Source organism: Sporosarcina sp. E16_8, assembly GCF_017347095.1.
Taxonomy (GTDB): Bacteria; Bacillota; Bacilli; order Bacillales_A; family Planococcaceae; genus Sporosarcina.
This window is the reverse complement of sequence record NZ_JADPRZ010000039.1, coordinates 1-15,082: the sequence shown is the minus strand read 5'-3', so window position 1 is coordinate 15,082 and position 15,082 is coordinate 1. Positions and strand designations below refer to the sequence as shown.

Sequence of the window (15,082 nt, the reverse complement as noted above, 5' to 3'; positions counted from 1 at the left end):
CACAATGTCCACGTATAATCAGGTCGGTTGCACCAATAACTCCATACATCCAAGGTGCCCATATAAAGGATGTATATCACAGTTTCCATAATTGATATTCTTTTATATAGTTCAGTATAACCAAGTTCTTCTAAATATCACGTCGCCTCCTGCGGTTGAAGAGGTTCTTTTTTTTTGTTATTAACTTGTATTTTGGCGAATTAAGACTTTTCAGTTACTTACTACCCATTGGCGTGGAAAAAATAAAAAGAAATCAAATTACCTCTATATAGGTGTTCCTGGTACTAAAGTAGAACCCCATAGTAGACGAACGACTACTGTGAATTACCATTTAGAGTGAGGAAGCCCGACAGAAATACTCCTATACTAAAAGTAGATACAAAACGGCAACAAACTGAAAAGGTATTGGAGGAGATTTTTGCATGAAGAATTATGAAACTTACTAAAGAGGTGTTATCGATGAAAAAAGTTTTAGGAATTGTCCTGCTGTTTACACTCTTATTAAGCGCAGGAAAAATTTACGCAAGTGGCAATCCAGCACAAAACCTTTCCGACTGGTATAAGAATTCATTCCAAAAAGAAAGCGGAAAGTTAGCTGTAGCTACTACGGCCGGGATGCTAGTAGTCTTCAAAGAGGTCAATTCTTTTGTGAAAGAATCAAAAAAAAGCATAGAAGACGCATTGGCAAGTTTCGGCGACGATAAAATGAAGGAAGCGGAGTCCGGCATCGAAGAGTATCAGAGCAATGCGTTAAACAGCCTGAGTGATACGGTTGCAGGACTTGAAAACGTAAACTTCGATGATTATGTGGACAAGCTCAACATTGAAGCAGAAATGGATAAGGATTTTGAAAATATGGTAGAAGAACTATTTAGCGAGTAAGCACTCATACAAACCAATATGATAAAAGGGGATAAACAAATGATTAAAACAGTAAAAGGTAAAGTAATCGCAGGAACAATGGTATTTGGACTCGTAACAGGTGCAGGGGTAGCTTTCGGTGCTACAGACGCAGGAACAAACTTTAAAGCATGGTACGATGGGCAATTTGGCAAGGCATCCGCAAATGTTGAGACCAATTATACAGGGTATCAAAAAGATAAATTTGAGGGGTTTGCTCAAGAAGTCACAGATCTCAAGGGGTATGCAACAAAGAATATAGTTGAAGTAGGGGAAAGCTCAACTTCTAAATCAAACAAAAACATAGATGCTCAAAAGACCGAACACATAAATGCGATTAGTAAGGAAAAATCAGATATCGAGGGGTATATGGCTAGTCAATTTAAAAAACTTTCTGACGAAGCAACTATTAAGATTAACTTGGCAGCCGATACAGCATGGACAGATGCTGAAGCAGCAATGTTAAAGCACACAGATGCAGAGGGGACGGCGGCTCGTGCAAAAGTGAAAAAAGAATTAGAAGCGACAACTACTACTGCTGTTAGTGAGTTGAAAAAGGCAATTGAAGATGCAAAAACTGAACTCCAAAAACAATTGGATTCAAAATCAACAGCTACCGTAAAAGAACTTACAGGTTTAATTGATACTAAAATTACTAAACTAAGTAAAGATATTACGAATAGAACAAACAAATACCTTGCTATACAATATGGCTTTATTACTAATGAAGCTGCAAATCTAGAAAAAGCTGCACTAAAAGAAATGAAAGATTTAGTTGATGCGATTAATAAGTGACATCTAATATTTGATAAGGGCCAGCTATTTGGAGGTCCTTATTGTTTTTAATGGAGGTGTAAGTAGGTTGATTAAATTAAAAAAGTATATAAGTAAATTCAGTTATAAAAAGATAGGCCTATTACTAGGCGCTCTCCTGTTAACAATCAGTCTTGGAAGCGGCATGAATAGGGCATTTGCGGGCCAGGATGTCGGGAGCTCATTAATAAATTGGCTTGGAGCCAAGAAGACGGTATCTGAACAAGAGATATCCGAGGCAATCACCTCAGAAAAGAATCGGCTTATGGATGAACTAAAAATAGCTTTGCAGGACGAAAAGAATAGGGCTGAAGAAGAATTGGCGGCATTTACTGAAGATGAAAAACTGAAACGGACGAGTGCATTGCGGGAATATGCCGCTACCTTAAAAGAGAATATGAAAACCGATCTTACTGAAGAAAAAGAGGCAATCATTGCCGACCTTGATGCACAGTATAATCAAACCGTCCAAGAATTGAATAAACCCACTTCTATCAAACCAAAACCTGGATCAGAAATAAAACCAGGTCCAGCTTCGGAGACGGAAGTGAAACCGGATTCAACTCCGGAATCTGAAGCAGGGATACAATCTGAGTTGACGCCTAAAACCGATGCAGAAACCAATCCCGAGCCGGCACCTGAAACTGAAGTAGCGACAAAGCCAGATCCGACGCTAGCAACAGATTCAGCCCAATAAAACCATAAAACTCCTTGTTCATTTTTAAATGAACAAGGAGTTTTCTAGTATTTCGATATATGTAATTAAAAAGCTAGCTCGAAACGACAAGTTGGGTGATCTTAAGGTTGAATAGCCATTTCCTTAACTAAAAGGACTTAATTGGTAATTGTTAACTTTTTCCATTATTGGACCTAGTTGCGAAAAAGTTGGAATTTATTAATCATAATAAATTCCTGCTAAAACCTGATCAGCATGCCAATTATTCTGATCAGATATTGTATATACATCAGGTTTCCCTTGTATCCCCGGAATAACCTTAACAGAAATACCAGCCCGTTCTCTAATTTCTTTTGCAAATTCTTCTGCTTTGGCTACTAACTCGGGCTCCATTCTTTTCCCTTTATCGTTAAGTTGCTTCTTTATTACTTCTGCCTCTTCACTATTTTTAATGCGGTTTAAATCAAAATCTCCCATGACGTAGGATTCTTTGGTGGGGCTAAACTCTCCTAACATAATTGAATCTAATAAACCTTCGACACCAGTATCTTCATCATAAAAGTCTATTGAAATACCTGGTAGAAAATCAAGTGACTCATAACTAATTGAAATAATACCAGACTCTACACCAATGAGCTTTATATCTGTAAACAATTCCTGTTGAATCATAAGCTTCAATCCCCTCATAAATAATAGCTATAACTTAATAGGAATATTCTGTTTTCTGAAACCATTTCTTAATCTGGTCCGATAACTGAACATCAATAAATTATCCTACTCCAAAACCAGTATACCAAAGATACCCAAAAACCCTTTAGGAAAATGAAAATGCACCGCTAAATGCGATGCTAATTGATATTATAATTTGGTGCTAATTAGTCTTTTCCCATTACCGTACCACTCAACTGAACGGGGTGAGATCCACTTTGGCTGATTTTTCCCTGTATATTTATAAAATCGTATGAGTTGTCATAATGACACCAGGTACAGCTAATCAAACAATCATCCCTTACCGATCCTCATTACTTTTATCGTCAAACAGTCCTTTCTTCAGATATATCATATTTAATTCCATTTTTAGGCAGGCTTCTAAGTGGATAATTTGATGATAGACGCCATAATTACCTTCAATACCATAGCTACCTCTCCTCACTTAATAAAAACCCAATCAACGTGAACATAATGTCCAAGTGTAACCAGATCGGTTGCACCAATAACTCCATACATCCAAGTGGCCCGTATACAGGATGAATTTCACAGTTATCATAAACTGTATTTATTAATCCCACATTAAGAGGCAGTAAGACCCCACTTCTATTATTTTCGGGAATAAAAGGAACAACTGGACGATCAACTGCCCGTAAAAGCCCGAATGGTTAACTAACAATCAGTGGGAGATGAGGAACACCCCCACTGATTGAGTTCGCTTTATATAATTCAGCAGAACTAATTTATGTTAAATACATAGTCAACTCCTGCGGTTGAAGAGGTACTATTTGTGGGTTTTCAACTTGTATTTGAGTGAATTAAGACTACCCGGTCGATAAATCAATATACGAGGTTACTTCTATAAGATAGAGCTGTTCCTTCATTGCATTTCCCGTTGAGCTATTCATTTAAATAGAAGTGAACTGGTACGAAAGTGCACCCATTCTAAACTAAAGTAGAAAAACGAGGTAGACTATCGATCTCAGAAAATCACTCTTTAGAGTGAGGATGTCCCACAGGAATAATCCTATACTAAAAGTAGTTACAAAAACGGCAACAAGCCGAAAATGGTATTGGAGGAGATTTTTGAATGAAGAAGTATGAACCTTACTAAAGAGGTGCTAACGAAGAAAAAAGTTCTTGGGACTGTTCTGGTGTTTATTACCTGAATAGGTACGGGAACAATTTATGCAAATGGCAATTCAGGACAAAACCTTTCCGAATGGTATAACAATGCATTCCATATAGAAAGGTGAAATTTGTGCATGCAATCAAGCCTGCGTTATTGAAAGTGAAATTGAACTCATACCTAACATCGAAGAAGAAAACAATTTCTTCCAAGACATAGGAAAGAACGAGCATTCAATAAAAAAAAATACAAACTAATTGGAGGAAATTAAAAATGTCTATTAAAAAGAAACTAGCAATGGGAATCGCAACTGGTGCATTGGCTGTAAGTATGATCGGTGGAGGCACGTATGCTTATTTCAATGATGTGGAAGTAAATAACAGCGTTTTTGCAGCAGGTACATTGGATATCAATGTTAAAGGTAATGATGCAGCAAATGCTATTATTAATGTAGATAAAATTAAACCTGGTGATACGATGACACGTAATTTCAAACTGAATAACACCGGTAGCCTGGATGTTTCCAAAGTATTACTGACATCAAAATATACTGTAACTGATGTAAAAGGCGATAATGCAGGCGTAGACTTTGGTGAACATATTAAAGTTCAATTCCTTGTAAACGGCGATAAAGGTAACACTGTTATTAAAAACACTACTTTAAAAGCACTTACTTCAGCTGACGTTACTGAGAGAGATTTATTAGCCTGGATCTTTGGAGGTAAAGAAAATAGCGGACTAAAAGCTGGTACAACCGATGAACTTCAAGTTAAGTTTGAATTTGTTGAGAATAATGCAGATCAAAACAAGTTCCAAGGGGACTCATTGCAGCTTGAATGGACATTTGATGCAAAGCAAACCGCGGGATCAGCAAGATAATGAAAACCGGGGAGGAGAGCCCTTCTCCTCCCTCATTTTATTTTATCAAGCTACCAGAATTCTTCCTTAAATATATTTCTCAACATATAACTCTACTTTATGTTTTGAGGAATATATTTAAGAAAGTTCTAGCTATAATGTTTTGAAAGGTGGGGACAGGTTGAAAAGCAAGCGAAGGCGCAAACCTAGGAAAAAGAATTACGGTCTACTTCTGCCATTAAAGTTAGCGCTCGTGTGTTATTTAGCGATCTTTGGCGTCGGCTATTTAACATCTAACACGTCCGCATATCTCACCAGCCAGGCGGAGATTTCCCAGACGATAACTGCGGATGTTTCAGCTATTCTTATGAACCAATGCGGCGAGGAAATTGAAAAGGATGTTGTAACGAGCGAGGAAATCGAAGAGGACTGCGTGGACAAAGATCTAGTCGAACTGGATGCTGCATCAAGCGATGTCGGCTGCAAGGGCGAAGATGATAAGCTTTTAGGAGAAAACAAGCTGGATGTTGTATCAAGCGAGAAAATCGAGGTCGACTGCAAGAATATAGACGATGAATCTAAGGGGACAGTTGAAGTGGAAAACGCCGCAAAAGAAAACGAAAATAATGCAGATTTGGATGCTAACAAAGGGAAAGAGCAGCAGAAGCCTGAAAATGGTGATCAAGAACAGCCGGACGGGCAGGATGATTCTGTAATCGAATCTACTGAAAAGAAACTGGATGATAAGGGGTCAGTAGAAAGTAAGGCTCCAGAAAATAGCGCTGAAACAAAGAAAGACGATGAAATAAATGCTGTCGTAACACCTGTAATAAACACAAAGATAGCAGAGGGGGATACAAATGAGAGAGAAAAAGTTAATGAAAAAGAAGAAAATAATGAAGTGGATAAATAGTCTCGTCTCCGGCATTTTGATGGTTCTACTGATTAGTGTAGCTTCCGTAGTGGTCATCACGAAAATCTCTGGCGGCGAGCCACAGCTTTTTGGTTACCAATTAAAAACAGTTCTGTCAGGGTCCATGGAGCCTGACATCCTAACCGGCTCGATCATTGCTGTAAAACAGGCGGTAGATAAAACCAGTTTTAAAGCAGGCGATGTCATCACATTCCAAGAAGAAGAAAATATCTTGATCACACACCGAATTACAGAGGTTGTCAAGAGCGGTGACTCTGTACTTTATCGGACAAAAGGTGACAACAACAATGCAGAGGACATGAATCCAGTGCAGTCTGGCAATGTGGTAGCGCAGTACACTGGTTTTACGCTCCCTTACGTAGGGTACTTCATTAACTTTACCCAGTCGAAAAATGGTGCGCTTTTACTGTTAATCCCTGGATTCCTGCTGCTACTCTACTCGGCATTTACAATTTGGAAAGTACTTGGAGAAATCGAATTGTCTCCGAAGAAAAAGGTGAATCTAGTGGGGGAAGATGGCGGAGAAAGTTCTTCTTAAATCGATCGCCAAGATATGTAAGGAGGTATTAGCACCATGAGCAAACTGTTTCGACTTATTCCGTATCTTTTATTGATTAGCGGAATCTGTTTCATTCCCGTAACGAGTGTATTTGCAGATGGTGAAAACGACACCAACAAGAATGATATGGGCCTCAGCATTTCACCAAAAGATACTTTATTTGATATCAGCAATATGAAGCCTGGTGACTGGGCGTCAAGAACTCTTACAGTCGGAAACTCCAGTAGCAAAGACTTTGACTACCAAATGCAGATACAAAACAATGGAGAAAAAAAGCTATTTAACGAGCTACTGCTGGAAATAAAAGCAGACGAAAAGGAATTGTATAAAGGGAAATTAGCTGAATTTAAATCAATGCCCGCAAGAAAACTTACAAGCGGCGCTGAGGAGAATCTGGATATCACTATTCGTTTTCCAGAGCATCTTGGAAATGATTTTCAAGGACTTAGGTCAGCATTTGCATTCACCTTTACGGCGGAAGGACAAGGCAGCACGCCGGTTCAAGCCGTGACACTAGGACAGATTGACAGCGGCGGTCCAACATCAGCCGGGTTCAGCTTGCCTGCCACGTCGACAAATCTATTTAATTTGATGTTAGTTGGTTCTGTACTTGTAGCGGGGGGAATTGTGTTGTTGGTCATCAGACATTATAGACGGATGAAGATGGCGTAATAGACATTTAAATGACTATAGAAAAATCTTCGAAAAGCTGCCTGTGCATGGCATTCATGCTTTGGCAGCTTTTCTGTTTATTGTGGAGTCTGCACACAATCTTTATCCCGCATTAACGGGCAGTAAGACTCCCGCTTCAAGTCTACAAGGACACAAGAAGAATAAGTGGGGGATGAAGACCCCCCTCTGATTGAAGATTAACTTTAGTAGCTATGCCAGTTGGGTACTCTATTTGCAGGAGGAGATGGATTTTGCTAAAAAAACTGGCTATTGTTTTGTTGGCAATTGGACTGTTGATAATTGGATACGCCAGTCTGCAGTTAACGTCAGCACAGCAATCGGAAAAAGTCGCACTATCTCAGGCAAAGGAGGATTTGGGAAAACAACAAAAAATAAAGTCATCTCAGCCTGAGTCATCCCATCCCGAACTGTCTTTTCAGAACGGTCAAACAATCGGCATCCTGCGAATCCCTATTATCCAAAAAGAGCTCCCGATTGTGGAGGGGACGGATGACGATGCGTTAAAGCAAGGCGTTGGTCACTACACAGGCACTGTTTATCCCGGTCAAAAAGATCAAATTCTGTTATCCGGACACAGGGACACTGTGTTTACCGGATTGGACAAATTGCAAAAAGGCGATACAATCATTATGGAAATGCAGCATGGCACCTTTACATATGCCGTTGTGGATACGGAAATTGTAGATGAAAATGATACAACAGTCATCCGTTCTACGGCACCGGAAGAAATGCTGACTTTATCCACATGCTATCCATTTCGGTATATCGGCAATGCGCCAAAACGGTATATTGTTTATGCGATACCGAAGTAAAATGAGTACCTACTAACCTTCATTGTTCAAAAAACTAGCACTAAACAAAAAAATCCAGCCAAGTACTCACTTGGCTGGATTTCTCTATGTCTACTACCTAAAACTATCCCTATTCCTTCTCGCCAATCAACAAATCGAACAACTCAGACCAGTCGTTAATCCGTTGGACATCCAAGTGTCGGTTATACGATTGGCTTTTGACAAACAATTGGAGGGGACGATCTCTCAATGTTTCAAGAACCGCAGGCTTGTCATCGAAATAATAGTCTAGGTTCAGATCCTTGATGATGTTAACTTTGTCTTCGTCTTTCATGCCGTAATAAAACCTGTCTTTGTCAACGGGGAACCCATTTTCAATCATCCACTCGATTGTGCGCTTACCATGAATGTCGGGCCTCGCTGTAATATAATAAATTTCATGGCCTTCTTTATCCAGTCTTTGTAGGGTTTCTACTGCACCCGGATATGCTGGGCAGGACGAGAAGTAGATTTCTTCCAATGAACGATTCCACATCTCACTGCCTTGTTCAGCAGTCATGTCAAAAAGTTCATGAATTTCAACTTTATCCAGTGCGTGGAAGAGCTCTACCTCCACTTTTCGATTCAACTTTGTGTTGTAAAGTTGAAAAGCATGTTCCCTTAGATTAATCAATGTATCATCAATGTCAAAACCGAATTTCATTTTAGATAACCTCTATTCTTTTTCACTATAGCGGGGATAGCCAGTAAACTTGAAATCTTTGCCGACGGGGGTAATGCGGAGATCCGCTAAGTCTATAGCATCCCGCATTAATTCCACGCCTGTGCCTTCGAGAAATGTTGGGGCATGGGTGCCTCCGACTAATTTGGGTGCGATATAGATTTCCACTTTGTCGACCAGTCGATTTTCAAGGAATGCGGCGTGAATCGAGCCGCCCCCTTCAATCAACACAGAGGAAATAAGCTTTTCACCAAGAATGCGCACGACGTCAGTTGGGTCCACTTGTTTGATGCCAGAAGTTTGGAAGAGTAAAATCCCTAGTTCTTCCAGCTTCTGTTTGGCTAGTTGGTCAACCTCTTGTGCGGTGAAAATCCAAGTGGGTGCCTGTCCGTCGGTTATGACTTTTGAATTTAATGGAATTCGCAATGTGGAATCTAAAATGATGCGAATCGGATTCCTTCCATTGGGAATCCGTGTGGTTAATTCGGGATCATCCTCAATTACCGTATTGACACCGACTAAAATAGCCATATTTTCATTGCGCAGGAGATGCACGTCATGCCTCGCTTCAGCGGATGTAATCCACTTGCTGTCGGCTTTGTGTGTAGCGATTTTCCCGTCTAATGTGCTTCCGGCTTTCATCGTCATGAAAGGCCTCTGTTCGACGATGAATTTGTTAAATACTTCATTCATCTGACGAGATTCCTCTTCCATTACCCCAACGATAACTTCAATTCCGGCCTCTTCCAACATCTTGACACCGTTACCGGCAACGACAGGATTTGGGTCAAGCGTGGCGATAATAACTTTCTCAATACCTGCTTCAACGATGGCTAGTGCGCAAGGACCTGTTCGTCCGTAATGCGAGCAGGGCTCAAGGGTCACATAAATCGTGCCGCCTTTTGCCATGTCACCAGCCATTCGAATGGCGTGTATTTCCGCATGCGGTTCTCCAGCTTTTAAATGAGTCCCGATGCCAACCACTCGATTGTCATTGACAATAACCGAACCAACGAGCGGATTTGGATCTGTCTGTCCTTTCATTGCACGCGCATTGCCGAGGGCCAAATTCATGTAAAATTCGTGGTTAGTCATTTGGATAAATTCCTTTTTCATCTAGATGGCCCGAACGCTGAATCTTTGTCTGCAAATAATTTTCATTGAACTCTGATTTATCGCCCCATAAAGGTTCTCTTCCGGATACAAGGAGCCCAGCATTCTTCAGTGCTTCCAGTTTCTTTGGATTATTTGTCATGAGCTTAACAGGCTTTGTCCGTAACGTCTTGAGTACCTGAATCGCATCATCGTAATTTCTAGAATCGTCGACAAATCCAAGGCTTTCGTTGGCTTCCACTGTATCGTAGCCATTTTCCTGCAGCACATAGGCCATCGCTTTGCTGAATAATCCGATGCCGCGCCCTTCATGATTCGCCAAATAAAACAGTGCACCCGTCCCGTGGTCCGCAATATTTTGCATCGATTGCTTGAGTTGATAGCCACAATCGCATCTTTTACTACCAAATATATCGCCAGTATGGCAGATTGAATGCATACGGATTAACGCATCATCCGCATTCTCGAAATCACCGTAGACGAGCACGCTCGACTGCTGGTACTCCGCCAAATTCGCAGATGACAGCTGTTCGATAATATCTCCGTAATTCTCCGTTACTTGGCAACGGCTAAGCCAGCAATACCACTTAAAAACAACTGTTTCTCCATGCAGATTCACTGGTAGTTGGATAGGCCCGACCAAGTAGATGGCGCCTTCATCTGTAGGGATTAGTTGTATTTTATCTTTTAATACGTCAAGGACTTTTGGTTCCAGTTTCAAATTCACCATAAAATCATTCCTTCTATTTAAATTTGAGTGATCGTGCAAATTTATCCCGCATTAACGAGCAGTAAGACCCCCACTTTAAGTCTACAAGGGCACGAGAAGAATAAGTGGGGGATCAACTGCCCGTAAAAGCCCGAATGGTTAAACTAACAATCAGCGGGGGATGAAGAACCCCCCTCTGATTGAAGATTAACTTTATAGTAACTGTAGTACTTGAGCCATTTCAAACGGGATTTTAAAGTGTGATAAATCAGGAAACTATTCCTTTAGCATACCTTATTGTTTCGTGATTTACTCTAAAGTTGTTTGGGGCAGTTTGCTAAATATGTTGAACAAATGAATACGGCGTATACGCTTTACAAGTGCTTTTGGGGGGCCACTGAAAACGAACTAGTACTTTGAATGAAATAGAACTCCTACCAATACCGCTTCGACGCTTTGTGGATGCCTCCCGCGATAAGCCAGAAAGAAGACCACAGGGAGGGATTGAACTGCATCCCTCCTTAGTCTTATCGCTCCGGCTACCACGAAGTCGCGCCTTCGCTGGATGATCGATGTGAGAAAGCGCATTTCGTTATCTGTGATGAAATCTGCAACCTTGGAGTGCATCTTTCTTGACTATAAGTAGTATCAACTAGTAATCACAGTATAATCTCGACATATACATCTCAAAATCATATTACTCTCGATAATGAACACCCTAGCGCAGGCGCGGCAAAGGGGTCGCCGAAGCCGTAAGCCTGGATGCGAAGCGTTAATCCAGGCTTACGGTGAGAGGCATCCCCAAAGCGCCAAGTGTTCTACAATCCACACCCCGAATTACAGCTCTCTCATTATCGAGAACCACAGCAGATTCAATGGGAGTCTTTAATTCAACATATATAGGCAGACCATTCACTAAAACTTCATCCTCTTCTATACGTATGCGCTAATATCTTATTGTCGGTGACAGTCACCTAGTCAAATTGATAACTGCAGAATTCGTGCAAATCATAATTCTGCCAGAAGCTACTCTTATCATTTACAAAGAAGTTACAGAAGGGGATAATAGTAAGTACTAAATACGTTACTGTCGAAGGACTGTATTTCATTGATGAAAAGACAGCATAAAAAAGAAACACGTACGCATTTTTTGTTTCGTTATTTCTTCATTTTAGTAGGGGCATCGATGGCTGCCGTGGCCATTGAACTGTTTCTAGTCCCTAATTCGATTATCGACGGCGGCATTATCGGTATTTCACTAATTCTAACTTTTTTAACGGGTATGCCATTCGGTTTACTCATTCTGCTGATCAACTTGCCATTCCTTTTCTTCGGTTATAAGTATATTGGAAAGAACTTTTTCATCTCTTCCTCATTTGCGATTGTTGTGCTCGCGCTTGTGGAAATTCCGCTTAAGTCGATTGACCCTTTTGTGACGGATCCGCTTCTTGCGACTGTCTTCGGAGGGCTACTACTCGGGGCGGGGGTCGGGCTTGTCATTCGTAATGGCGGGGCGCTCGATGGGACTGAGATACTTGGTATTTTATTGACGAAAAAGATTCCTTTCTCTGTCGGCGAATTTGTGATGTTTTTCAATATCTTCATTTTCGGCTGGGCGAGTTTTGTACTAGGAATGGAGCAAGCGATGTATTCAATTTTGACTTATTATATCGCGTCCAAAACAATCGATGCCGTCATCCAAGGGTTGGAAGATACAAAAGCAGTGATTATCGTGTCGGATGAATACGAGGAACTCGGTGCTGCCATTAATGAACGACTGGGTAGAAGTATTACGAATCTTAAAGGAAGCGGCGGCTATAATAATAATGACAAAGATGTTATTTACGTTGTTATCACGCGTCTGGAGATTAGTAAGTTGAAACAAATTGTCAATGAAGTTGATGCGAAGGCATTTTTAACGATCATGAACACCCAGGAAGCACATGGCGGACAGTTTAAATCGCCGATTCATTAGGATGAAGAGTAAGCCTAGTGAATCGGCACTTAACAAATAGAGTGTTGTCTCTACCGCTGTGTCGCTTGGTGATGGCCTTACGCAATAAGCCTGTCAGAAGAACACTGTCAGTCTTATTGCTTGGGCTCACACTTGTCGCTCCTTCGCTACAATTTTTCGTTGTACGGGTAGGGTATACTACCTGGTTAATACTGAATAAGAAGTGCCAAATATATAGACGTTGTTTGGTACATACAAGACAACATACAGGGCGGAAGAAAACAAGGTTTCGTCCATACGATACAACGTAATGGCGGGAGAAAACAACGTTTGGTACATACAAGACAACGTTAGGCCGAAAATAAGTCGCAAAAAAGGAGTGCAGACCTCAATGGGTCTGCACTCCTTTTCATTTTTTTAAAAAAGGCCTCCCATCCAGAGTGGGATAAGGAGGCCTTAAGATCATTTAGTGCTTGGAACAAACACGTGGAAGTCAACGTTGAAAGTTTCGCGGAATTGAATGCCGTCTTTGTCGGCGTAAAGTGTAACTTGGACGCCTTCTGCAGATACATCGCTGTCTGTTGAAGGTTTGGTAGTTGGTTTCAAGAGGTTGAAGAAGTCGTCTTTCAGCGCATCTTTTGCTGTAAATTGCGAGAGGTCGACTGCTTTAGCGTTGCCTATGCGAATTTTATTCACGCCAAGCGCTCGCAATTTAGCGGAGAAAACACCAATTCCGGTAATCCCTTTAATCCCTTCATCAGAATCATAGGCAGTCATCGTTACAGTATTTGTCCTACTAGTAAATTTTGAATCTGCAACTTTCTTGCCGCCTACTTCAATGACCCCATTTTGCGTAACAACTTTTCTGATTTTAGCACGCGCTTCATCGATTGGAGTGGTTGCGACTTCAATATTCTCAGCACGTACAACAAATGATGCCATTTGAGCACGTGTAATGCTAGCATTCGGTTCGAAAGTTGTAGCTGTCTTTCCTTTTGTCACCTTGTTTCTGACGAGCGCTTTGACGTGATCCACATACCAAGCAGAATCACTTACATCTTTGAATGGGTTGACGGTCGATTTACCTTCGAGTTTGAATCCGAGATCAATCGCTTTCGCCATATGGGCACGTGTCATGGATGCATTAGGTTTAAATGTATGATCTTCGAATCCAGAAATGAGCTTCGCATTTTCGAGAGCAGCTACATAATTATAGAAGCCACTCGCTTTTTCGACGTCTTTAAAGCCTGGGTTTTTGACATTTTTCGTATCCAGCTTCAAAGCGAGCGCAAGGATTTTCGAAGCCTGCCCACGCGTGAGCCTGCTGTCCGGGCGATAGGTACCATCTGAATAGCCTTTGACAATTCCACGCCCAGCAAGATTCATAATCGAATCATAATGGTCAAGAGTTGGTTTTACATCTGTAAATGAAGGACTAGCTGCATCGGTAGTTACAGGAACTGCAGTAACAATCACTGCCAAGACAACTGCCACGGAAATAGCGGCCACGTATATTTTTCTGCGTAAATTGTTCTTTTTGATGTAAATCCCTCCAATAATTAGGTTTTGATAGCTATAATTTGGATTTGTTTACACAAATAAACTATAGCATAACCCTATTTAGAATGATAACTCATTATATGAACTAATTAAAGAGTGCAAGCAGGCGTTCTAGCATTTAACGGAGATGTCACTAATTGGTTGGTTGGGGGATTAGGGGAGACTGTTGGGGTGTTTAATGAAATCGGGGGAGTGTCCTACCAGTGGTGGTGGGGTTTCCAACAAAATCGTCAAAGCCTCCAACCAATTCGGTGAAGTATGCAACGAACCGGAGAGTGTCCAACCAAACTGTCGGAGTGTCCAACGAATGTGGTGGGGTTTCCAACAAAATCGGCGAAGCCTCCAACCAATTCTGGGAAGTGTCCAACAAACCGGGGAGTGTCCAACCAAACTGTCGAAGTGTCCAACCAACGTGGCGAGGTTTCCAACCAAACTGTCGGAGTGTCCAACGAATGCGGTGTGGTTTCCAACCAAATCGGCGAAGCCTCCAACCAATTCCGTGAAGTGTCCAACGAACCGGAAAGCGTACAACCAAACTGTCGAAGTGTCCAACGAATGCGGTGAGGTTTCCAACCAAATCGTCAAAGCCTCCAACCAATTCCGTGAAGTGTGCAACGAACCGGAGAGTGTACAACCAAACTGTCGAAGTGTCCAACGAATGTGGTAGGGTTTCCAACCAAATCGTCGAAGCCTCCAACCAATTCCGTGAAGTGTGCAACAAACCGGGGAGTGTCCCACCAAACTGTCGAAGTGTCCAACGAATGCGGTGAGGTTTCCAACCAAATCGTCGAAGCCTCCAACCAATTCTGGGAAGTGTGCAACAAACCGGGGAGTGTCCAACCAAACTGTCGGAGTGTCCAACGAATGTGGTAGGGTTTCCAACCAAATCGTCGAAGCCTCCAACCAATTCCGTGAAGTGTGCAACAAACCGGAAAGCGTCCAACCAAACTGTCGAAGTGTCCAA

General features: G+C 41.4%; 15 protein-coding genes and 1 riboswitch. Of the genes, 9 read left to right on the top strand and 6 right to left on the bottom strand.

Going from position 1 to position 15,082, the window contains the following annotated elements; genetic code table 11:
• Positions 1-12 precede the first annotated feature (12 nt).
• Positions 13-96, bottom strand: a riboswitch (cyclic di-GMP riboswitch).
• A gap of 363 nt (positions 97-459) precedes the next feature.
• The 3 genes from I2484_RS16480 to I2484_RS16470 all read left to right on the top strand — a co-directional run bounded on the left by I2484_RS16480 (position 460) and on the right by I2484_RS16470 (position 2,410).
• Positions 460-882: a hypothetical protein gene (locus I2484_RS16480; RefSeq protein WP_207152146.1), complete on the top strand. Its 423-nt coding sequence runs from the start codon at positions 460-462 to the stop codon at positions 880-882.
• 39 nt (positions 883-921) lie between these two features.
• On the top strand, positions 922-1,695 hold the full coding sequence (locus tag I2484_RS16475) for a hypothetical protein (protein WP_207152145.1): 774 nt from the start codon (positions 922-924) through the stop codon (positions 1,693-1,695).
• A 67-nt stretch (positions 1,696-1,762) separates the two neighbouring features.
• On the top strand, positions 1,763-2,410 hold the full coding sequence (locus tag I2484_RS16470; RefSeq protein ID WP_207152144.1) for a hypothetical protein: 648 nt from the start codon (positions 1,763-1,765) through the stop codon (positions 2,408-2,410).
• Between the two features lie 198 nt (positions 2,411-2,608).
• Here the strand turns inward: I2484_RS16470 and I2484_RS16465 are convergent, their stop codons facing one another.
• Positions 2,609-3,058 (bottom strand): hypothetical protein, encoded by a 450-nt coding sequence (locus I2484_RS16465; RefSeq protein ID WP_207152143.1) that lies wholly within the window; start codon positions 3,056-3,058, stop codon positions 2,609-2,611.
• A gap of 1,441 nt (positions 3,059-4,499) precedes the next feature.
• Between I2484_RS16465 and I2484_RS16460 the strand changes: the two genes are divergently transcribed.
• The 5 genes from I2484_RS16460 (at position 4,500) to I2484_RS16440 (ending at position 8,082) form a co-directional block, all read left to right on the top strand.
• Positions 4,500-5,105: a TasA family protein gene (locus I2484_RS16460; RefSeq protein ID WP_207152142.1), complete on the top strand. Its 606-nt coding sequence runs from the start codon at positions 4,500-4,502 to the stop codon at positions 5,103-5,105.
• Between the two features lie 160 nt (positions 5,106-5,265).
• Positions 5,266-5,997 (top strand): SipW-dependent-type signal peptide-containing protein, encoded by a 732-nt coding sequence (locus tag I2484_RS16455; protein ID WP_207152141.1) that lies wholly within the window; start codon positions 5,266-5,268, stop codon positions 5,995-5,997.
• Positions 5,945-6,556 (top strand): signal peptidase I SipW, encoded by a 612-nt coding sequence (sipW, locus tag I2484_RS16450; RefSeq protein ID WP_255551521.1) that lies wholly within the window; start codon positions 5,945-5,947, stop codon positions 6,554-6,556. The genes I2484_RS16455 and sipW overlap by 53 nt, the downstream gene beginning before the upstream one ends.
• 36 nt (positions 6,557-6,592) lie before the next feature.
• Entirely contained in the window at positions 6,593-7,249 is a 657-nt protein-coding gene (locus tag I2484_RS16445; protein WP_207152140.1) for a M73 family metallopeptidase, read from the top strand.
• Between the two features lie 251 nt (positions 7,250-7,500).
• Positions 7,501-8,082: a class D sortase gene (locus I2484_RS16440; protein ID WP_255551520.1), complete on the top strand. Its 582-nt coding sequence runs from the start codon at positions 7,501-7,503 to the stop codon at positions 8,080-8,082.
• A gap of 109 nt (positions 8,083-8,191) precedes the next feature.
• On the opposite strand, the gene I2484_RS16435 is transcribed toward I2484_RS16440, so the two are convergent.
• From I2484_RS16435 to I2484_RS16425, 3 genes are read right to left on the bottom strand one after another with little or no spacing between them, the layout of a single operon-like run.
• Positions 8,192-8,764, bottom strand: a complete 573-nt coding sequence (locus tag I2484_RS16435; RefSeq protein ID WP_207152138.1) for a 5' nucleotidase, NT5C type — start codon at positions 8,762-8,764, stop codon at positions 8,192-8,194.
• Positions 8,765-8,776: 12 nt separating this feature from the next.
• A complete protein-coding gene (ribD, locus tag I2484_RS16430; RefSeq protein WP_207152137.1) occupies positions 8,777-9,877 on the bottom strand; it encodes a bifunctional diaminohydroxyphosphoribosylaminopyrimidine deaminase/5-amino-6-(5-phosphoribosylamino)uracil reductase RibD in 1,101 nt (366 codons plus the stop codon).
• The gene (locus tag I2484_RS16425; RefSeq protein ID WP_207152136.1) at positions 9,870-10,625 is read right to left on the bottom strand and encodes a GTP cyclohydrolase II; all 756 of its coding nucleotides are present in this window, start codon (positions 10,623-10,625) and stop codon (positions 9,870-9,872) included. Before I2484_RS16425 ends, ribD begins: the two co-directional genes overlap by 8 nt.
• Before the next feature lie 1,087 nt (positions 10,626-11,712).
• Between I2484_RS16425 and I2484_RS16420 the strand changes: the two genes are divergently transcribed.
• The gene (locus tag I2484_RS16420; RefSeq protein WP_207152135.1) at positions 11,713-12,579 is read left to right on the top strand and encodes a YitT family protein; all 867 of its coding nucleotides are present in this window, start codon (positions 11,713-11,715) and stop codon (positions 12,577-12,579) included.
• A 441-nt stretch (positions 12,580-13,020) separates the two neighbouring features.
• Here I2484_RS16420 and I2484_RS16415 read toward each other — a convergent pair whose 3' ends face one another.
• Together I2484_RS16415 and I2484_RS16410 are read right to left on the bottom strand one after the other, a co-directional pair.
• Positions 13,021-14,052 (bottom strand): S-layer homology domain-containing protein, encoded by a 1,032-nt coding sequence (locus I2484_RS16415; RefSeq protein WP_207152134.1) that lies wholly within the window; start codon positions 14,050-14,052, stop codon positions 13,021-13,023.
• Positions 14,053-14,293: 241 nt separating this feature from the next.
• Positions 14,294-15,082 (bottom strand): hypothetical protein (locus tag I2484_RS16410; RefSeq protein WP_207152133.1); only part of this gene is annotated, 789 nt, incomplete at its 5' end.

Coding starts and splice junctions, on each gene's coding strand:
- ribD (WP_207152137.1), bottom strand. CDS start 9,877: ATGACTAACCACGAATTTTACATGAATTTGGCCCTCGGCAATGCGCGT.
- I2484_RS16435 (WP_207152138.1), bottom strand. CDS start 8,764: ATGAAATTCGGTTTTGACATTGATGATACATTGATTAATCTAAGGGAA.
- I2484_RS16445 (WP_207152140.1), top strand. CDS start 6,593: ATGAGCAAACTGTTTCGACTTATTCCGTATCTTTTATTGATTAGCGGA.
- I2484_RS16425 (WP_207152136.1), bottom strand. CDS start 10,625: ATGGTGAATTTGAAACTGGAACCAAAAGTCCTTGACGTATTAAAAGAT.
- I2484_RS16475 (WP_207152145.1), top strand. CDS start 922: ATGATTAAAACAGTAAAAGGTAAAGTAATCGCAGGAACAATGGTATTT.
- I2484_RS16480 (WP_207152146.1), top strand. CDS start 460: ATGAAAAAAGTTTTAGGAATTGTCCTGCTGTTTACACTCTTATTAAGC.
- sipW (WP_255551521.1), top strand. CDS start 5,945: ATGAGAGAGAAAAAGTTAATGAAAAAGAAGAAAATAATGAAGTGGATA.
- I2484_RS16465 (WP_207152143.1), bottom strand. CDS start 3,058: ATGATTCAACAGGAATTGTTTACAGATATAAAGCTCATTGGTGTAGAG.
- I2484_RS16460 (WP_207152142.1), top strand. CDS start 4,500: ATGTCTATTAAAAAGAAACTAGCAATGGGAATCGCAACTGGTGCATTG.